Source organism: Gordonia sp. (in: high G+C Gram-positive bacteria) (assembly GCF_047600565.1).
Lineage (GTDB): Bacteria > Actinomycetota > Actinomycetes > Mycobacteriales > Mycobacteriaceae > Gordonia.
Genome location: NZ_JASGKN010000001.1, coordinates 258374 through 273971 on the forward strand (window position 1 = coordinate 258374; position 15598 = coordinate 273971).

Genomic DNA, 15598 nt, shown 5'->3' on the forward strand with positions numbered 1-15598 from the left:
GATCGGCCCGGTCAGTCCTCGACGGCGGCCGGGGAGGTGCGGCGTAGGCGGAGCGGGGCGACGAGGCCGGGGCGTCCGCGGTGGACGGCGGCGGCCACGAGCGACGCGACGAGTGCTTTGAGGAGGTCGCCGGGCACGAACGAGGCGTTGGCGGTGATGATCACGTACTCGAGCGACTCGTCGGTGCGGATGAGCAGCCCCACGATGCCGCAGGCGTAGTCGATGAGGATTCCGCCGATGACGGCGGCGAGGAAACCCCAGACGATGCTGTAGCGCGGCATCAGCATTGCGGTGAGCAGGCCGATGACGATGACGGCCGGCAGGAATCCGACGAAGTATCCGGCGGTCGGGGCGGCCAGCGACGTCAGCCCGGTACGGCCACCGGCGAGGACCGGCAGACCGGCGATCGCCAGCACCATGAAGATGACCACCGCGAGGGCGCCCTTCTTGGGGCCGAGGACGAGGCCGGCGAGCATGATGCCCATCGATTGCAGGGTGATCGGTACGCCGGACGACAGCTGGATCTGCCCGGGCAGTCCGAGCACCACGATCAGGGCGGCGAAGACGGCCGCCTGCGTCAGGTCGGCGATGGAGAACTTGAGGAAGCCAGGCACCCGTCAAGGTTATGGCACCGGGTGTCGGTCGTGGTGAGGGTGCCCTGATCCCGGACGGCTTACGATCGGGGAATGGAGCCGGTGAGCAATGAACGGGTGGCACAGGCGCTGTCGCTGTGGGCGCAGCGCAAAGACCATCAGGTGTTCGCCGAGGTGATGCGCCGGGCCGTGGTCGGCGAGCTGCTGCTCGACTCGACCGGCACGTCCATCGCCGATCCGGCCGTAGGCCTGCAGAAGGGCGACACCCTCACGATCGGCTCGCATCTCGACAACACCGGTCGCCGCCTGCTGGTGGTGTTCACCGACAACCACGAACTGACCCGCTACCTGGAACATCCCGGGGCGTCCCTGGTGCAGCCGGCCGCCGCCGTCCTGCAGATGGCGATGGACGACTACGAAGGCATCGTCATCGACGGCCGCTCCGACGGTGCGTTCATCGCCTACGCCGATGAGATCCGCCAGCAGTTCGACGGTGACCCGTCGACCGCCGGCCGGCTGGCCTCGATGACCGTCGAGCAGTCGGTGCCGTTCGACGCCTTCCTCGCCCAGCTCGCCGCGACGCGGGTCCATCTGCCGTTTCAGGTCCAGCGCGACGAGCACGGCCGCGAAACGGTGGTTCCGTTGTTCACGACCGGTCCCGACGGCGCGTCGTACGCGGTGATCGGTACCGCGCCCGCCGAGGTGTGGGCGTGGAACAGCGCCTGCGGTTCCCAGCCGGTGACGCTCGCCGAGGTGGCGCGAATCGCCCTCGACGCCGGACAGCAGGGGGTGGTCGTGAACCCGGCCGGCCCGGCGACGGTCATCGGGGCGGACAGACTGCGGACGATCCCTGGCTGACCGATGGGCGCCGGCTGCCGATAGACTGGCCGTCGTGACGGATACCTCGCCTGACCAGCCACGCCCTGTTCTCGTCGTCGACTTCGGCGCGCAGTACGCCCAGCTCATCGCACGACGTGTCCGTGAGGCGCGAATCTACTCCGAGGTGATCGCGCACGACGCCCCGATCGAGGAGTACCGGGCCAAGAATCCGGCCGCTCTGGTGCTGTCGGGCGGACCCGCCTCGGTGTACGCCGACGGCGCCCCCACGATCGACCCGCAGCTGTTGGAGCTGGGCATTCCGGTGTTCGGCATCTGCTACGGCTTCCAGAAGATGACCGACCTGCTGGGCGGCACCGTCGCCAACACCGGTGGCCGCGAGTTCGGCCGGACCATGATGGACGTCGCCGGCGATGGCGGCGTCCTGCACCACGGACTCAGTCAGTCCCAGCCGGTGTGGATGAGCCACAACGACGCCGTGCAGGAACCCCCGCAGGGCTTCACCGTCACCGCCTCCACCCCGGGCGCTCCGGTCGCGGCGTTCGAGTGCGTCGAGAAGAAGATGGCCGGCGTCCAGTACCACCCGGAGGTGCTCCACACCCCGCACGGTCAGGAGATCCTGACCCGTTTCCTCTACGAGGTGGCCGGCTTGAAGCCGACCTGGACGGCCGCGAACATCGCCGAGTCGCTGATCGCCGACGTCCGCGAGCAGGTCGGCGACGACGGTCTCGCGATCTGCGGCCTGTCCGGCGGTGTCGACTCCGCGGTCGCCGCCGCGCTGGTGCAGCGTGCCATCGGCGATCGCCTCACCTGTGTCTTCGTCGACCACGGTCTGTTGCGGGCCGGCGAGCGCGAGCAGGTGCAGACCGACTTCGTCGCCGCCACCGGTGCCCGTCTGGTGACCGTCGACGCCGAAGACACGTTCCTCTCCGACCTGGCCGGCGTCTCCGACCCGGAGGCCAAGCGCAAGATCATCGGCCGCGAGTTCATCCGCTCCTTCGAGGGCGCCGTGTCCGAGGTCCTGGGCGATCAGGCGGCCGCGGGCAAGAAGGTCGACTTCCTGGTGCAGGGCACGCTGTACCCGGACGTCGTCGAGTCCGGCGGCGGCAGCGGCACCGCCAACATCAAGAGTCACCACAACGTCGGCGGCCTGCCCGAGGACCTCGAGTTCACGCTCGTCGAACCGTTGCGGCTGCTGTTCAAGGACGAGGTGCGTGCGGTCGGCCGTGAACTCGGGCTCCCCGAAGAGATCGTCAGCCGACAGCCGTTCCCCGGCCCTGGCCTGGCGATCCGCATCGTCGGCGAGGTCACCAAAGACCGCCTCGACCTGCTGCGCAAGGCCGATCTGATCGCCCGCGAAGAACTGTCGGCCGCCGGACTGGACGGCCAGATCTGGCAGTGCCCGGTGGTGCTGCTCGCCGACGTCCGCTCGGTGGGCGTGCAAGGCGACGGACGCACCTACGGTCACCCGATCGTGCTGCGCCCGGTCTCGTCCGAGGACGCCATGACCGCCGACTGGACTCGCGTGCCCTACGAGGTGCTCGAGACCATCTCCACCCGCATCACCAACGAGGTGGAAGACGTCAACCGCGTGGTCCTCGACGTCACCAGCAAGCCGCCGGGCACCATCGAGTGGGAGTGACCCCCGCGCAGGTCAGCTGCGTCGCAGGCCGCTGATCACCAGAACCACACCGACCAGAACGCCGACGCCGATCAGGATCCACGGCACCAGGTTCAGGTCGGGGAGGTTCACGCCGCCGGTCAGACCCCACGCGGAGACGAGCAGGGTCACGATGCCGGCGAGCGCCAGAAACGGGGATCGCCGGGTGGGCGCGGCATCGGGTTCCGGTGTGGTCTCGGTGCTGTTCGGGTTCACTTCGTCATCTCCACATCTCCCAGGCCGTTGCGGGCCTGGATGGTCAGGATCGGGCCGTCGCCGTCGCCGACGATGCCCTGCGGGCAGCTGATGTCGCCGACCCCGGTGCTGCACTCGGCGCGGACACGCACCTTCTCGGGCAGCCGGACCGTCAGATCGCCGACGCCCTGCTGGACGCTGATGGTCCGGTCGTGGCCGATCGACGGCAGATCACTCAGGTCGAGGACCGACGAGCCGACCCCGAGCCGGTAGGAGCTGAGCAGATCGGATTCGCTGTGCGGCCGCCATTCGCGGTCGCCGATGCCGCCGCGGGCGACGGAGAAATCGTTCTGGTGCGCAAGGGTGGCCACCACGGCGATCGCCGCGGTGAGCAGCGCCAGACCGACGAGTCCGTCGGCGTGCCCGCCGGAGGGGCGACGCTGCAGCGACGCGATCAGCATGCCGATACCCAGGACGGCGAGCGCCAGGGACGCGATCCGGCCGACGGTGAACCATTCGATGCCGACCGCGTGACCGGCGGCACCGGCGGCGGCCGTCAGCACGGCCAGTCCGGGCACGATGTAGGTCAGCGCATTCTTGGGCTGCTTCTCGCTGGTGGTCGCCGATGTCGGCGGCTCCGGCAGATCCCAGGCGAAGGGTGCCGCGCCGAGTGGATCCCAGGACGGCGGGACCGGGCGCTGCGGGACCGAATGATCGGGTTCGGCGACCGTCGGGACGGTCTCCGCGGCCGGCTGCTCTGCACTGTTCTCGGCGTACTGGTCGGCGGGCACCGGTTCCTGGGGGCCGTAGACGGGTGCGGTCGTCGCCGCCATCGCGGCCCGCTGGTCGGCGGCCGTGCCTTCCGGCGCGGTCGGCGTGCGCTGGTACAGCAACCACCAGCCGACCAGCATCAGTACGAAGCCGGCGATGCCGCCGAACTCCACATCGACCCGCCCCGAACGGTGGACACCACCACGACGGCGACCAGAATCCACAACACCAGCGGGGAGACGCCCCACGGATGCTTGCCGCGGTGCGCACGGCGCCGTTCCATCCGGAGCGGAGCGCCGCTGCCGGGCAGTGACGGCAGGGCGATGACGGCCAGGATGTACAGCAGGACGCCGCTGCCGCCGAAGATGGTCGCCACGATGAAGGCGACGCGGATCAGGGTCGGGTCGACGTCGTAGCGGGCACCGAAGCCCGAACAGACGCCGGCGACCTTGTGGCCGTCGCGGCGCCGGAGGGGACGCGTCGCCCAGAGATCGGACAGAGTCGAGCTGTTCATGTCTTCGATCCTGGCCTTCTGGCGGCGCCGGGGGATCGGGAAGAACCCTGAGATGCTCCCTGAACTCCGTGCCGGGGAGGTTCCCGGGGGCGCCGGACGTGCCAGTATCGGAGGTGATGAAACGCGCGATGCTCGACGACGGCACCCGTGCGCCCCGACTGGTGCGGCGCAACGGGGGACGTGTCATCGCCGGTGTCTGCGGTGGTGTGGCCGACGAACTCGGCGTCGACGTCTTCCGGGTCCGTGTCGTGTTCGTGGTGCTGGCCGCCCTCGGTGGCGCCGGCGTCCTCGCCTATGCGCTGCTGTGGTTCTTCTGTCCGCAGGGCGACGACGTCGCCCCGGTGCCGCCGGCACAGCGCCGCCAGGCGTGGGGTCTGGCCGCCATCGGGATCGCGGCACTGGTCGCGAACGCCATGTTCGCCGCCAACGCCCCCGCCCAGCAGACTCTCGCCGTCATCTTCGTGCTCGGCGGCATGGCGCTCATCTGGCGGGAAGCCGACGTCACCGGTGTCGCGTCGCACCGGTCGGTCACCACGTGGATGCGTGTCGGCCTGGGTGCGGCCCTGGTGGTCGGTGGCCTGGTGGTGATGGTGGTCGCCAGCGATTCGGTACTCGGCGGCTTCAGCTCGACCGTGCTGGCCGTGCTCGCCACGATCATCGGCGTGCTGCTGCTGACCGTGCCGCTCTGGATGCGGTTGCTGCGGGCCCTCGACGCCGAACGCGCGGCCCGCATCCGCACCGACGAACGCGAACAGATCGCCTCCCACCTGCACGATTCGGTGCTGCAGACGCTCGCCCTCATCCAGAAGCAGTCCGGCGACCCGGAGACGGTCGCCCGTCTGGCGCGGCGTCAGGAACGCGAACTCCGCGCCTGGCTGTTCGGCGACCCGGCACAGCGCCGCGAATCCTTCTCGGCCGCCGTCACGGCCCTGTCCGCCGAGGTGGAGGAGTCCTACGGCACCGAGATCGAGGCGGTGACCGTCGGCGACACCACGCCCGAGGAGATGCGCGACGAACAGTTCGCCACCGCGGCCACCGCCCTCATCGGTGCCACCCGGGAGGCGCTCGTCAACGCCGCCAAACATTCCGGCGCCGGCAAGGTCGACGTCTACGCCGAAGTGCTCGACGACCGGGTGGAGGTGTTCGTGCGGGACCGCGGCACCGGGTTCGACGTCGACGCCGTCGACGAGGACCGGCAGGGTCTGGCCCTCTCCATCCGGGGACGGATGGAACGGGCGGGCGGCACCGCCGACATCACCTCGGCGCCCGGGCGCGGCACCAACGTGTCGCTGATGATCCCGCGGACCGCGATCGCCGACGCGGCTGTGACCGAATCCGATGTGAAGGAGGCGTCATGACGCTTCGGGTGTTCCTGGTCGACGACCACGCGGTGTTCCGGTCCGGTGTCCGCGCCGAACTGGCCTCCTCCGACGGGATCGAGGTGATCGGCGACGCCGGCACCGTGCCGGAGGCGGTCGCCGGGATCGTTCAGTCGACGCCCGACGTCGTACTGCTCGACGTGCACATGCCGGGTGGCGGAGGCGTCGCCGTGCTGCGCGGTGTGACCAATGCGCTCGGCTCGGACGCGCCGGTCTTCCTGGCGCTGTCGGTGTCCGACGCGGCCGCCGACGTCATCGCCACCATTCGGGCCGGCGCGCGCGGATACGTCACCAAGACCATCGACGGCGACGAGCTGGCGGACGCGGTACGGCGGGTGGCCGACGGCGACGCGGTGTTCAGTCCGCGGCTGGCCGGCTTCGTGCTCGACTCCTTCACCGGACGCTCGCCGGTGCCCGAACCGGCCCTCGATCCGGAACTGGATTCGCTGACCCGCCGCGAGATGGAGGTTCTCCGTCTGCTGGCCCGCGGCTACACCTACCGCGAGATCGCCGAGGAACTGTTCATCTCGGTCAAGACGGTGGAGACGCACGCCTCGAACGTGCTCCGCAAGACGCAGCAGTCGAACCGCAACGCGTTGACGCGGTGGGCGGTCAATCGTCAGCTCGGGTAGTCCGCAGCGAGAAGGCCGCGGCGGCGCACAGGACGGCGAGGACGATCAGGAGGATCGCCTCGACCACCAGGACCGGGGTCTCCAGGACGTCCCGCGCGATGTGGAAGTGCGGGTCGCGGATCAGGTCGCCGACGCCGCCGCGATCGAACATCGCACCGTGATACCAGGTCGGCGCGATCAGGATGCCGACCGGCACCGCGGTCGCGGCGAGTGAGGCCATCGCGGCTACCGACAAGGCGATCTGCGCATACGGCCGGGTCCGTTCGAGCAGCAGGGATCCGGCGGCGAGGAGGGCCACGATCCCGGCCCCGATCACATACCAGCCCAGCGGATTCGGGCCGCCGGTCAGTCCGTCGACCGACGACGTGTGGCCCAGGCCGTTCCAGCTGATCGGGAAGCCGATGCCGTTCATATTCATCCACGGCATACCGGTGACGGCCATCGCCAGGACGGCGACCACGGCGATCGCGATCGCGTACAGCTTCCGCGACTCGATCCGGCGGGAGAAGGGCTGTGCGGTCGTCATGGGAACCGAATCTACCCGTTGACTCGCGGCCACCCGGAACGCTAGAATCGAACAAAAGTTCGAACACGGCATCTTCCCTGCCGCCGGATCGTCAGGCGAGGGGAAGCGCATGCCCGATCTCAGATCATCCACCACGGTGGAAGCCCTGCGGCGACAGCTGTCGCAGTTGCAGGGGACGCCGGCCGAGCGGCCGGCGTCGCGCACGGTGCTGCCGGTGCCCGGTCCACTCGCCGGTCTGCTGCCGCGCCGCGGTCTGCCGCCCGGTTCGGTGGTGGAGGTGGCGGGGGCATCGACGGTGGCGATGGCCGTGCTGGCACAGGTCAGCGCCGCCGGATCGACGGCGGCCCTGATCGGCCTGCCGCAGCTGAACCTGGCCGTCGCCGAAGACCTGGGTGCCGACCTGAACCGGATCGCGGTCGTGGAGCAGCCCGGTGTCGACGCCCTCGACGTGGCCGCCGTACTGCTCGACGGGATCGATCTGGTGCTGGTGGCCGCGCAGCGGGTGACGCCGTCGCGGGCCCGGGTCCTCGCCGGTCGAGCCCGCCGGCAGTCGTCGGTGCTGCTGGCCGTCGGGGAGTCCGGATGCTGGCCGGGGGCGGCGATCCGGTTCGAGGGCCGGGTGGCGGGCTACCGGCATGTGCTGGGCACCGGCCACCAGCCCAGCGGTTACGGACGGATCGGTGGTCTGGAACTGGAGGTGCGCGTGTCCGGGACGGGCCTCGCGCCGTCGACCGTGCGCTGCGAGCTGACGGAACCCGGTCTGGGTGAGCCCGGTCGTCCGGAACTGGTGGAGATCGACGTCGCGACCGGCCGGCCGCGGTTGGCGGTGGCGAACTGATGCAGCGGATTCTCGTTCTCTGGTGCCCCGACTGGCCGGCGGTCGCGGCCGCACAGGCCCTCGGCGGCGATGGCACCGCACCGGTGGCGGTGCTGGCCTCCGGGGCGGTGGCGGCCTGCTCGCGTACCGCCCGGGAGGCGGGCGTGCGCCGCGGTATGCGCAAGCGGCAGGCGCAGTCGGCCTGCCCGGAACTGTGTGTCGTACCGGCCGATCAGCACCGGGACGGCCGGCTCTTCGAGCCGGTGGTCGCGGCGGTCACCGGTGTGGTCCCGATGACCGAGGTGCTGCGGCCCGGACTGCTGGCCGTGGCCGCCGACCGGGCGGTGCGCGCCTTCGGCGGGGAGGAGGAGCTGTCCGAGGCGGTGATCGCCGCCGCCGAAGCGGTGGGTGTCACCGCGCGGGCCGGAGTCGCCGACCAGCTGTTCACCGCGGTGCTCGCCGCCCGCAGTGGACGATGCGTTCCACCCGGTGGCGACGCCGGCTTTCTCCGGGACCGTCCGATCGCCGATCTCGCGGTGGAACCGGCGCTGTCCGGGGCGGGTCGTGACGACCTGGTGAATGTGCTGTGGCGGCTGGGGATCCGCACCCTCGGCGCCTTCGCCGATCTCGACCCCGTCGACGTCGCCTCCCGGTTCTCCGCCGATGCGGCCGCCGTGCACCGGCTGGCCTCCGCCCGTCCGGGCCGCCGGCCGAGCCGTGCACCGATCCCGGCGGAACTGGAGGTGGACCACGACTGCGACCCGCCGGTCGACCGCATCGATGCCGCCGCCTTCCTCGGTCGGCGGCTGGCCGACGAACTGCATCGTCGTCTCGCTTCGGCGGGGCTGGCCTGCACCCGACTGACCGTGCACGCGATCACCGAGCTCGGGCAGCGCCACTCCCGGACCTGGCGCTGCGCCGAACCCCTCACCCCGGACGCCACCGCCGATCGGATCCGCTGGCAGCTCGAAGGCTGGCTCACCCGGGCCGCCGGCACCCAGGACGCGCCGGACTCGCCGCTGGTAGGGCTGATCCTGGAGCCGACGGAACTGGTGGATCCCGGCGCCCTGCAGCATGCGTTGACCGGCGCCGGTCTGCCGCCCGAATCGGGGATCGGGGGACTGGGCGACCAGGCCCGCCGCGCCCTGGTGCGCGTCCAGGGGCTGTTGGGCGGGGACGCCGTCCGGGTTCCGGTGCGCAGTGGGGGTCGGGGGCCGGCCGAGCGGGTGTCGTCGGTGGTCTTCGGCGACGAGAAGGTTCCGGCGCGTCCGGTGGACGCCGCCTGGCCGGACCGCCTGGCCGGTCCGCTGCCGACACTGCTGTGCCGCGACGCCGCCGAACTCTTCGACGCCCGCGGTGACGCTGTGGGCGTCACCCCGCGCGGCGGATTCACCGCCGAACCCGTCGACGTCGCCGTCGGCGGCCGCCGCAGCCGGATCCGGTGGTGGGCCGGGCCGTGGCCGTTCGGAATCGATGCCCCCGCGAGGTCGGCGGATGCCCGGCCCGTCGCGGTCGCCGCCCGGGCGCAGGTGCTTCTCGACGACTCCCGCGCCCTGCTGCTCTGCTATCGCGGCGCGCACTGGACCGTCGAGGGCGTCTACGAATGACGCTTAGCTGTTGGCGCCGCGGGCGATCAGCGGCCAGCGTTCGAAGCCGGTCGCGGTGGCGGCGACCAGTTCGTCCGCGAGATTCACCGCCGAACAGACGTGGTTCGGGATCACCCGGACCTGCTCACCCCGACCGGGCAGCCCGGCCGCACCGACGGGGTTCTCCACGACGGCATGATGTTCGGACAACGACACGATCCTGGCGTCCGGGAAATCGGGGAGCCGGCCGAACCCGGTGGTCCAGGCGGGACGGTCCGCACCCAGTGTCTTGCTCCCCGAATCCAGCACGATCCGCTCGCCGTCACCGTCGGCGGCCACACTGACGACGGTGGCGATCGCCGCCAGCGAGACGTCGTCGACGCCGCACGAGCCGAGCTCCACCTGCTGGGCGTCGTTGAACGGGTAGACGCCGGGCCGGATCTCGGTGAGCACACCAGGGTCGGCGAACTCGACGGTCGGCGTCGAACCACCGCTGATCACATGCGGCACGATGCCGGCGTAGCGCAGCGCCTCGGCCGCCTCGGCCAACGCGTGCGCCTCCGCCCCGGCGGCGTCACGTCGCGCCGACCCGGGACCGTAGCCGTGACCGGGAAAGGTGAACACGCCCACCACGTTCAGGCCGGCGTCCGCCGCAGCAGACGCCACCGCACCCGCGCGTTCGGGTGCCACCCCGGACCTCCGCATACCCGAATCCACCTCCACCACCGTCTCGATCGCACCGGCGCCGCGGCCCAGTCCGGCGGCCAGCGCCCGGGCCGACTCGGCCGAGTCCACGCCCACCCGCAGGCTCGTGTGAGAGCTGAGGAGCCGCAGTCGCTGCGCCTTCTCCGGCGACGGCCACAGCGGGTAGGCGAGAAACAGATCGGTGAAACCGGCGTTGGCGAACGCCTCCGCCTCGCCGACCGTCGCCACCGTCAGCCCGATCGCCCCCGCATCGATCTGCCGCTGCGCGACCTGCACGCACTTGTGCGTCTTGGCGTGCGGACGCAGCAGAAGCCCCTGCTCGGCCGCCCAATCGCTCATCCTGTCGATGTTGTCGCGCAGGACATCGTCGTCGACGCGGAGATACGGGGTGTCGGTCACGCCTTCGATGTTCCCAGCGATGCCGCCGATTCGCCGAACAGCAGATACTCCTGGTGCACGGCGCGGGTGGTCAGTCGCGGGGTGAAACGGTGGCCCAGTTCGGCGATGTCGCCGAGCGCGGTGCTCACCCGGTGCGGGCGCTTGACGATCGCCCGCAGCACCCGGCTCGCGGCCTTGTCGGCGCTCCAGACGCCGCTGGCCCGGTTGTAGCCGCCGGTCGGCGCGATCATCGGGGTCCGCACCAGCGGCAGCCGCACATTGCTGAAGGTGACGTGATCGGACAGGGTTTCGGCGGCCGTCACATCGGCGAACGCCTCCAGTGCCGCCTTCGACGCGGTGTACGCGGCGAACCGGGCGCCGCGCGACTGGACCGCCATCGACGACACGTTCACGATGTGCCCGCACTGCCGCTCGATCATGTGCGGCAGCACGGCCAGCGTGAGGTCGACCGCCCCGAAGTAGTTGATGGCCATCACACGCCGATAGTCGTGGGCGCGGTCGACGGAGTTGACGGTGGCGCGGCGGATGGAACGGCCGGCGTTGTTGACCAGAACGTCGATGTGGTCGTGTTCGGCGATGATCGCCTTGACCAGCGTCTGTGCGGCCGACTCGTCGGCGAGATCGGCGGGATAGGCGTATGCGGCCCCGAGTGGCAACCCGTCCTTGGGCGTCTCACCGGAGAGCTCGTCGACGGTCTCGGCCAGTTTCTCGGCGTCGCGGGCCACCAGCATGACGTTCGCGCCGCGCTCCACACACATGCGGGCGGTCGCCTTGCCGATGCCCGACGATCCGCCGGTGATCACGATGTTCTTTCCGACCAGCGGCCCGCGCGGGTCGCGGCGGCGGTACCGGGCCGGGTTCAGGTGCTCCCGCCAATACGTCCACAGCCGCGGTACGTAGCCGTCGAAGTCGGGCAGCGTCACGCCCAGCGAACCCAGCACCCGGGTGGTGGTGTCGGCGCGGAAGTCGACCGGCAGCGACACCACGTCGAGCATCACCGGCGGAATGCCCAGCTGTTCCACGATGAGGTCCCGGCCGTAACGGACCGGGCCGTGTCCGGTCGCGTCGACCAGAGGCCGCACGAGGGCGCTCGGCACCGCATCGAAGCCGCGCGGGGCCCCGTACGCCGGGGCGAGCGCATTGAACAGGTCGGTGGTGGTGCGGTGGACCGGGTCGGACAGATGGAACACCAGATCGCTCACCTCGGGCCGATGGACGGCGAGCGCGACCAGTGCGTCGGCGACGAAGTCGACCGGCACCATGTTCACCCGCCCCAGGTCGGGCATCGGCAGCCGCAGGAACGACGGCAGCTTCCGGAACTCCGACAGCAGGCCGAAGAAGAAGTACGGGCCGTCGAGCTTGTCCATCTCCCCGGTCGCCGAATCGCCCACGACCGCCGACGGCCGGTACACGCGCCAGCGGAGCCCCGGTGTCTCGCGCACCGCCTTCTCCGCCTCGAACTTGGTCTGGTGATAGGCGGTGGGGAAGCCCTGGCCGCGATCGAAATCGTTCTCGGTGAACACCCCGTCGAAGTCACCGGCCACGGCGATCGACGACACGTGATGCATCATCGCGTCGTGGGCGGCGGCGAACTCGGCGACACGGCGGGTCCCGTCGACGTTGGGGCCGCGCTGCTGCGCGTCGCCGACGGTGAGGTCGTAGATCGCGCCGAGGTGGACGACGTGATCGATACGCTCCCCGCTCTCCGCGTCTGTCGCCTCTCCGCTCCTCGAGTCTGCCGACTCTCCGCTCCTTGAGTCTGCCGGCTCTCCGCTCCTTGAGCCTGTCGAAAGGAGTCCCAGCCCGTCCTCGGTCAGGTCGCCGACGACCGTGCGCACCGCACCGGAGTCGGCATGGCCGATGTCCTCGAGCAGCCCGGCGAACGCGGGCAGGGAGGCCGACCGCACCAGGGCGATCACCCGGTTGTCGTCGTCGGCGAGAAGGCGTTCCAGGACGCGGCGACCGATGAAGCCGGTCGCGCCGGTCACGAAGTAGGTCGTGGTCATTGCGACAGATTCTCACAGATGTCCCTACTGGCGGGTGCGATACGTGCGGTCGGTGCGCTTTATGAGGTATGTCGTGCCTGGTGAACAGCTGTTTTCGTGATCGGAGACGAGTAGCCTGGTGGCGTCTGCAGGGTCGGGGAACACGAAACGGAAGGACCTTCGATGTCACCGAACCGTATGCGGAAACTGCTTCTCACCGCCGGGGCCGGCGCCGCCGTCGTGGCGATCGCCGTGGGATCCGGTCCGGCCGCCGCCGCGACCCGCGCGACGATCACCGAACCGCGCAACGACTACACGCTGCCGTACCTGGACTCGGTCCGCGCGACCGTCGACGTCGACGCGGCTGCCGGTCATCTGCGCGTGACCATCGCCCATCGCGGGATCCGGCCGCCGCAGGAGATCGGTTGGCGCTACTACACCGAAGGCGTGGTCTTGCGGAGCGGTGCCTCCGACTCGTCTCCCGGCATCCAGTTGAGTTATGGACGTCAGCCCATGAACGGCAAGACCTCGCAGGCTCTCGTCGACGGTCCGAACGGTCAGGTCAGGGTGCCCGTGAACGTGGTCGAGAACGGTTCGTCGACCACCTACACGGTGAACTCCGCGGCCTTGAAGACGCTGAATCCGCACTATCTGTCCGGCTGGACGAGCGATGGAATCCTCGGTCTGCCGGCCTTGTCGGACACCATGCCGCGGAAACGCTTCTGAGCACATGACGTTCCGGGCCGCGACGGTCGACGACGTCCACGAACTGGCCGCCGCGATGCCGCATGTGACCGTCGTCCACGGTGGGCAGGGCAACCCCGTCTACCAGGTGGGTGGGAAGTCGTTCGTCTTCTTCCGCACTCCGCGACCAGATGCCTGTGATCCTGTGTCAGGAGAGAAGTACGACGACGTGATCGTGTTCTGGGTCGAATCCGATGAGACGAAAGCCGCCCTGGTCTCCGATCCGGCGTCGCCGTACTTCACCACGTCGCACTTCGATGGCCACCCGTCCGTGCTGGTGCGTGCCTCCCGGTTGGGTGAGATCGGCCGGGACGAACTCGCCGAGGTCGTCGCCGACGCGTGGCTGTCGCGAGCATCGACGCGTCGCGGTGCGCAGTGGCTGCAGGAACAGGGGCTGACGTAGGGCGGTCCGACGCTCTGAATCGAGTCTGTGGGAGCGTCCTGTCGCAGGACTCCCCGGTTCCCTCAATACCCTCCAAAGTTCCGGCTGAAACGTTGGAGTAATCCCCTCCCCGGCCGGGCTGGAAATTGTCGTAGGCCTGCGTAAACTAGAAGGCAGTCGAACACATGTTCTAGTCAACGAAAAGGGGGTGTGGGCATGAGTCGACGCAAGCACTCACGAAGCCCGAAACGCTGGCGCGATGCCGACCTCACACCCCTGGGTTTAGGGCCTGTACCGGACGGGCTGTCCGATCATGACGCTGACGTGGCGGCGATCAATCAGCTCGTGGCGGCGTGTGCGGGTGAGTCGTATCTGGTGTGGCGGCGCCTGAACGCGGTTGCCGACCTCCTCGAACGACGAGCCCCTGTTGATCCGGCAACCGCGGAGGATTCGGTCGAGTTCACCCGTTTATGTGACCCGCGTACGAAGCTGGCCACCAGTATTGCCACCACCTTGGCGGTCAGCACGTATCTGGCCGAGAAACTGGTGACCGAGGGCGAAGCGCTGCGCCATCGCCTCCCACACACCGGCGTGTTGTTGCGAGACGGGGTCTTGAGTCCCCGGGCGTTCTCTGCGGTGGTGTTCGAGACCACCGCCGTGATCGACACGGCCTTGATGGTGCAGATCGATCATCGGATCGCCGACGACATCACTGCCTCCGGTGTGCGCACCGTGACTGCCGTGGCTGATCTCGCCCGCCGGATCGTCGCGGACGTTGATGCCGAAGCAGCCCGCGCCGAACGCGAAGCGGCCAAGAAGTCGGCCGGAGTGGTGAGCTACCCGATCCGCGGAGGGATGGCGGTTCTGGAAATCACCGATACCGCAGAACGTGTTGCGGTCATGGACGCCGCGATCACCGCCGCATCCCAGAAGACCGACGAGACTGACACCCGCAGTAGTGGGCGCCGCCGCGCCGATGCCGCCTTCGACTTGTTGACCGGGGACGGCACTGGACCCGGTTCCCGGATCGTCGTGAACGTCATCACCGACGGATCCACGCTTGAGGGCGGGGACACACCCGGGCACCTCGACGGGCACGGAACCATCTCCGCCGACCACGTCCGCGACATCGCGTCGACGCCCGGCACCGTCGTGCGGCCCCTCGACCTGACGCGGCTCGCTGATCACACTGCTCAGGCGGCAGATCCGTACCGGCCGACCGCCCTGCTGGACACGGTGGTGCGCGGTTTGTTCGGAACCTGCACCTGGCCGGGTTGTTCACGCCCCGCCTCACGGTGCCAGCTCGATCACGTCACCGAATACAACCACCAGAACCCTGATGCGGGTGGTGCGACGTGTTGGTGCAACCTCAACCCCAAATGCGTCTTCCACCACCAGATCAAAACCTTCGCCGACGGATTCCTCGACGACCAGGTCATCGACGCCCACGGCCAGATCTGGACCGAAATCACCACCCCAGAAGGATTCACCACCCGAACCCGGGCAGCCAACACCTGGCTGTTGCCTGGTTTGGGGTTGATTCCCTGTAGGCATGGACCACCCCAGGATCTCCTTTCGACAGGCTCAAGGAGCGTTCAGCCCCGCTCCTTGAGCGTGCGGTGCCCTGAGCATGCGTGGCGGAGCTTGCTCCGACACGCGGTCGAAGGGTCGAAAGGAGTCGAACCCACCCGCGCCCGTACTCGCACGGAGGCCAAACACGCCTACCGGATGCAGCTGCGCGCTCAGAACCGGCGAGCTCGCTTCGACAGGCTCAACGAGCGGACGAACCAGCTCAACGAGCGAACCGATGAGCCGGCGACTCGCACGGCATTCGCCGACGACGGACCACCACCGTTCTGAGATGGGTTGGCAC

General features: G+C 69.6%; 16 protein-coding genes. 9 read left to right on the plus strand and 7 right to left on the minus strand.

Annotation, left to right across the window (positions count from 1 at the left end; all coding sequences use genetic code 11):
* Positions 1-11: 11 nt before the first annotated feature.
* Complete coding sequence (locus QM774_RS01320; RefSeq protein WP_414974174.1) at positions 12-614, minus strand: biotin transporter BioY; 603 nt, start codon at positions 612-614, stop codon at positions 12-14.
* An 81-nt stretch (positions 615-695) separates the two neighbouring features.
* Here QM774_RS01320 and QM774_RS01325 point away from each other — a divergent pair, with 81 nt between their 5' ends.
* Positions 696-1451, plus strand: coding sequence for an SseB family protein (locus QM774_RS01325; protein ID WP_414974175.1), 756 nt, complete (start codon positions 696-698; stop codon positions 1449-1451).
* A gap of 34 nt (positions 1452-1485) precedes the next feature.
* Positions 1486-3072, plus strand: coding sequence for a glutamine-hydrolyzing GMP synthase (gene guaA, locus QM774_RS01330; RefSeq protein ID WP_414974176.1), 1587 nt, complete (start codon positions 1486-1488; stop codon positions 3070-3072).
* Between the two features lie 12 nt (positions 3073-3084).
* On the opposite strand, the gene QM774_RS01335 is transcribed toward guaA, so the two are convergent.
* The 3 genes from QM774_RS01335 to QM774_RS01345 are packed head-to-tail and all read right to left on the minus strand — an operon-like array spanning position 3085 to position 4570.
* Positions 3085-3306 carry a hypothetical protein gene (locus QM774_RS01335; RefSeq protein ID WP_414974177.1) on the minus strand — a complete coding sequence of 74 codons (222 nt, stop codon included), beginning with the start codon at positions 3304-3306 and terminating at the stop codon, positions 3085-3087.
* The gene (locus tag QM774_RS01340; protein WP_414974178.1) at positions 3303-4229 is read right to left on the minus strand and encodes a PspC domain-containing protein; all 927 of its coding nucleotides are present in this window, start codon (positions 4227-4229) and stop codon (positions 3303-3305) included. Before QM774_RS01340 ends, QM774_RS01335 begins: the two co-directional genes overlap by 4 nt.
* Complete coding sequence (locus tag QM774_RS01345; RefSeq protein WP_414974179.1) at positions 4196-4570, minus strand: PspC domain-containing protein; 375 nt, start codon at positions 4568-4570, stop codon at positions 4196-4198. The genes QM774_RS01340 and QM774_RS01345 overlap by 34 nt, the downstream gene beginning before the upstream one ends.
* 116 nt (positions 4571-4686) lie before the next feature.
* On the opposite strand from QM774_RS01345, the gene QM774_RS01350 reads away from it, so the two are divergent.
* Together QM774_RS01350 and QM774_RS01355 are read left to right on the plus strand one after the other, a co-directional pair.
* Complete coding sequence (locus tag QM774_RS01350) at positions 4687-5928, plus strand: PspC domain-containing protein (RefSeq protein WP_414974180.1); 1242 nt, start codon at positions 4687-4689, stop codon at positions 5926-5928.
* Entirely contained in the window at positions 5925-6581 is a 657-nt protein-coding gene (locus QM774_RS01355; protein WP_414974181.1) for a response regulator, read from the plus strand. The genes QM774_RS01350 and QM774_RS01355 overlap by 4 nt, the downstream gene beginning before the upstream one ends.
* Here QM774_RS01355 and QM774_RS01360 read toward each other — a convergent pair.
* Positions 6562-7107 (minus strand): hypothetical protein, encoded by a 546-nt coding sequence (locus QM774_RS01360; protein ID WP_414974182.1) that lies wholly within the window; start codon positions 7105-7107, stop codon positions 6562-6564. The two genes, QM774_RS01355 and QM774_RS01360, sit on opposite strands and share 20 nt — an antisense overlap.
* Positions 7108-7216: 109 nt before the next feature.
* Between QM774_RS01360 and QM774_RS01365 the strand changes: the two genes are divergently transcribed.
* Positions 7217-7945 (plus strand): hypothetical protein, encoded by a 729-nt coding sequence (locus tag QM774_RS01365; RefSeq protein ID WP_414974183.1) that lies wholly within the window; start codon positions 7217-7219, stop codon positions 7943-7945.
* The gene (locus QM774_RS01370; protein WP_414974184.1) at positions 7945-9531 is read left to right on the plus strand and encodes a DNA polymerase Y family protein; all 1587 of its coding nucleotides are present in this window, start codon (positions 7945-7947) and stop codon (positions 9529-9531) included. The genes QM774_RS01365 and QM774_RS01370 overlap by 1 nt, the downstream gene beginning before the upstream one ends.
* A 3-nt stretch (positions 9532-9534) precedes the next feature.
* Here the strand turns inward: QM774_RS01370 and QM774_RS01375 are convergent, their stop codons facing one another.
* Together QM774_RS01375 and QM774_RS01380 are read right to left on the minus strand one after the other, a co-directional pair.
* A complete protein-coding gene (locus QM774_RS01375; RefSeq protein WP_414974185.1) occupies positions 9535-10614 on the minus strand; it encodes an alanine racemase in 1080 nt (359 codons plus the stop codon).
* Positions 10611-12620, minus strand: a complete 2010-nt coding sequence (locus QM774_RS01380) for an SDR family oxidoreductase (protein ID WP_414974186.1) — start codon at positions 12618-12620, stop codon at positions 10611-10613. Before QM774_RS01380 ends, QM774_RS01375 begins: the two co-directional genes overlap by 4 nt.
* A gap of 162 nt (positions 12621-12782) precedes the next feature.
* Between QM774_RS01380 and QM774_RS01385 the strand changes: the two genes are divergently transcribed.
* The 3 genes from QM774_RS01385 to QM774_RS01395 all read left to right on the plus strand — a co-directional run bounded on the left by QM774_RS01385 (position 12783) and on the right by QM774_RS01395 (position 15585).
* Complete coding sequence (locus QM774_RS01385) at positions 12783-13325, plus strand: hypothetical protein (protein WP_414974187.1); 543 nt, start codon at positions 12783-12785, stop codon at positions 13323-13325.
* Positions 13326-13329: 4 nt separating this feature from the next.
* Complete coding sequence (locus QM774_RS01390; RefSeq protein WP_414974188.1) at positions 13330-13746, plus strand: MmcQ/YjbR family DNA-binding protein; 417 nt, start codon at positions 13330-13332, stop codon at positions 13744-13746.
* Positions 13747-14049: 303 nt separating this feature from the next.
* Positions 14050-15585, plus strand: a complete 1536-nt coding sequence (locus QM774_RS01395) for a DUF222 domain-containing protein (protein WP_414974189.1) — start codon at positions 14050-14052, stop codon at positions 15583-15585.
* Positions 15586-15598: the final 13 nt, after the last annotated feature.

Excerpts from the sequence above, each read along its gene's own strand:
- QM774_RS01345 (WP_414974179.1), bottom strand. The coding sequence starts at position 4,570 with ATGAACAGCTCGACTCTGTCCGATCTCTGGGCGACGCGTCCCCTCCGG.
- QM774_RS01380 (WP_414974186.1), bottom strand. The coding sequence starts at position 12,620 with ATGACCACGACCTACTTCGTGACCGGCGCGACCGGCTTCATCGGTCGC.
- QM774_RS01385 (WP_414974187.1), top strand. The coding sequence starts at position 12,783 with ATGTCACCGAACCGTATGCGGAAACTGCTTCTCACCGCCGGGGCCGGC.
- QM774_RS01355 (WP_414974181.1), top strand. The coding sequence starts at position 5,925 with ATGACGCTTCGGGTGTTCCTGGTCGACGACCACGCGGTGTTCCGGTCC.
- QM774_RS01370 (WP_414974184.1), top strand. The coding sequence starts at position 7,945 with ATGCAGCGGATTCTCGTTCTCTGGTGCCCCGACTGGCCGGCGGTCGCG.
- QM774_RS01350 (WP_414974180.1), top strand. The coding sequence starts at position 4,687 with ATGAAACGCGCGATGCTCGACGACGGCACCCGTGCGCCCCGACTGGTG.
- QM774_RS01360 (WP_414974182.1), bottom strand. The coding sequence starts at position 7,107 with ATGACGACCGCACAGCCCTTCTCCCGCCGGATCGAGTCGCGGAAGCTG.
- QM774_RS01390 (WP_414974188.1), top strand. The coding sequence starts at position 13,330 with ATGACGTTCCGGGCCGCGACGGTCGACGACGTCCACGAACTGGCCGCC.
- QM774_RS01365 (WP_414974183.1), top strand. The coding sequence starts at position 7,217 with ATGCCCGATCTCAGATCATCCACCACGGTGGAAGCCCTGCGGCGACAG.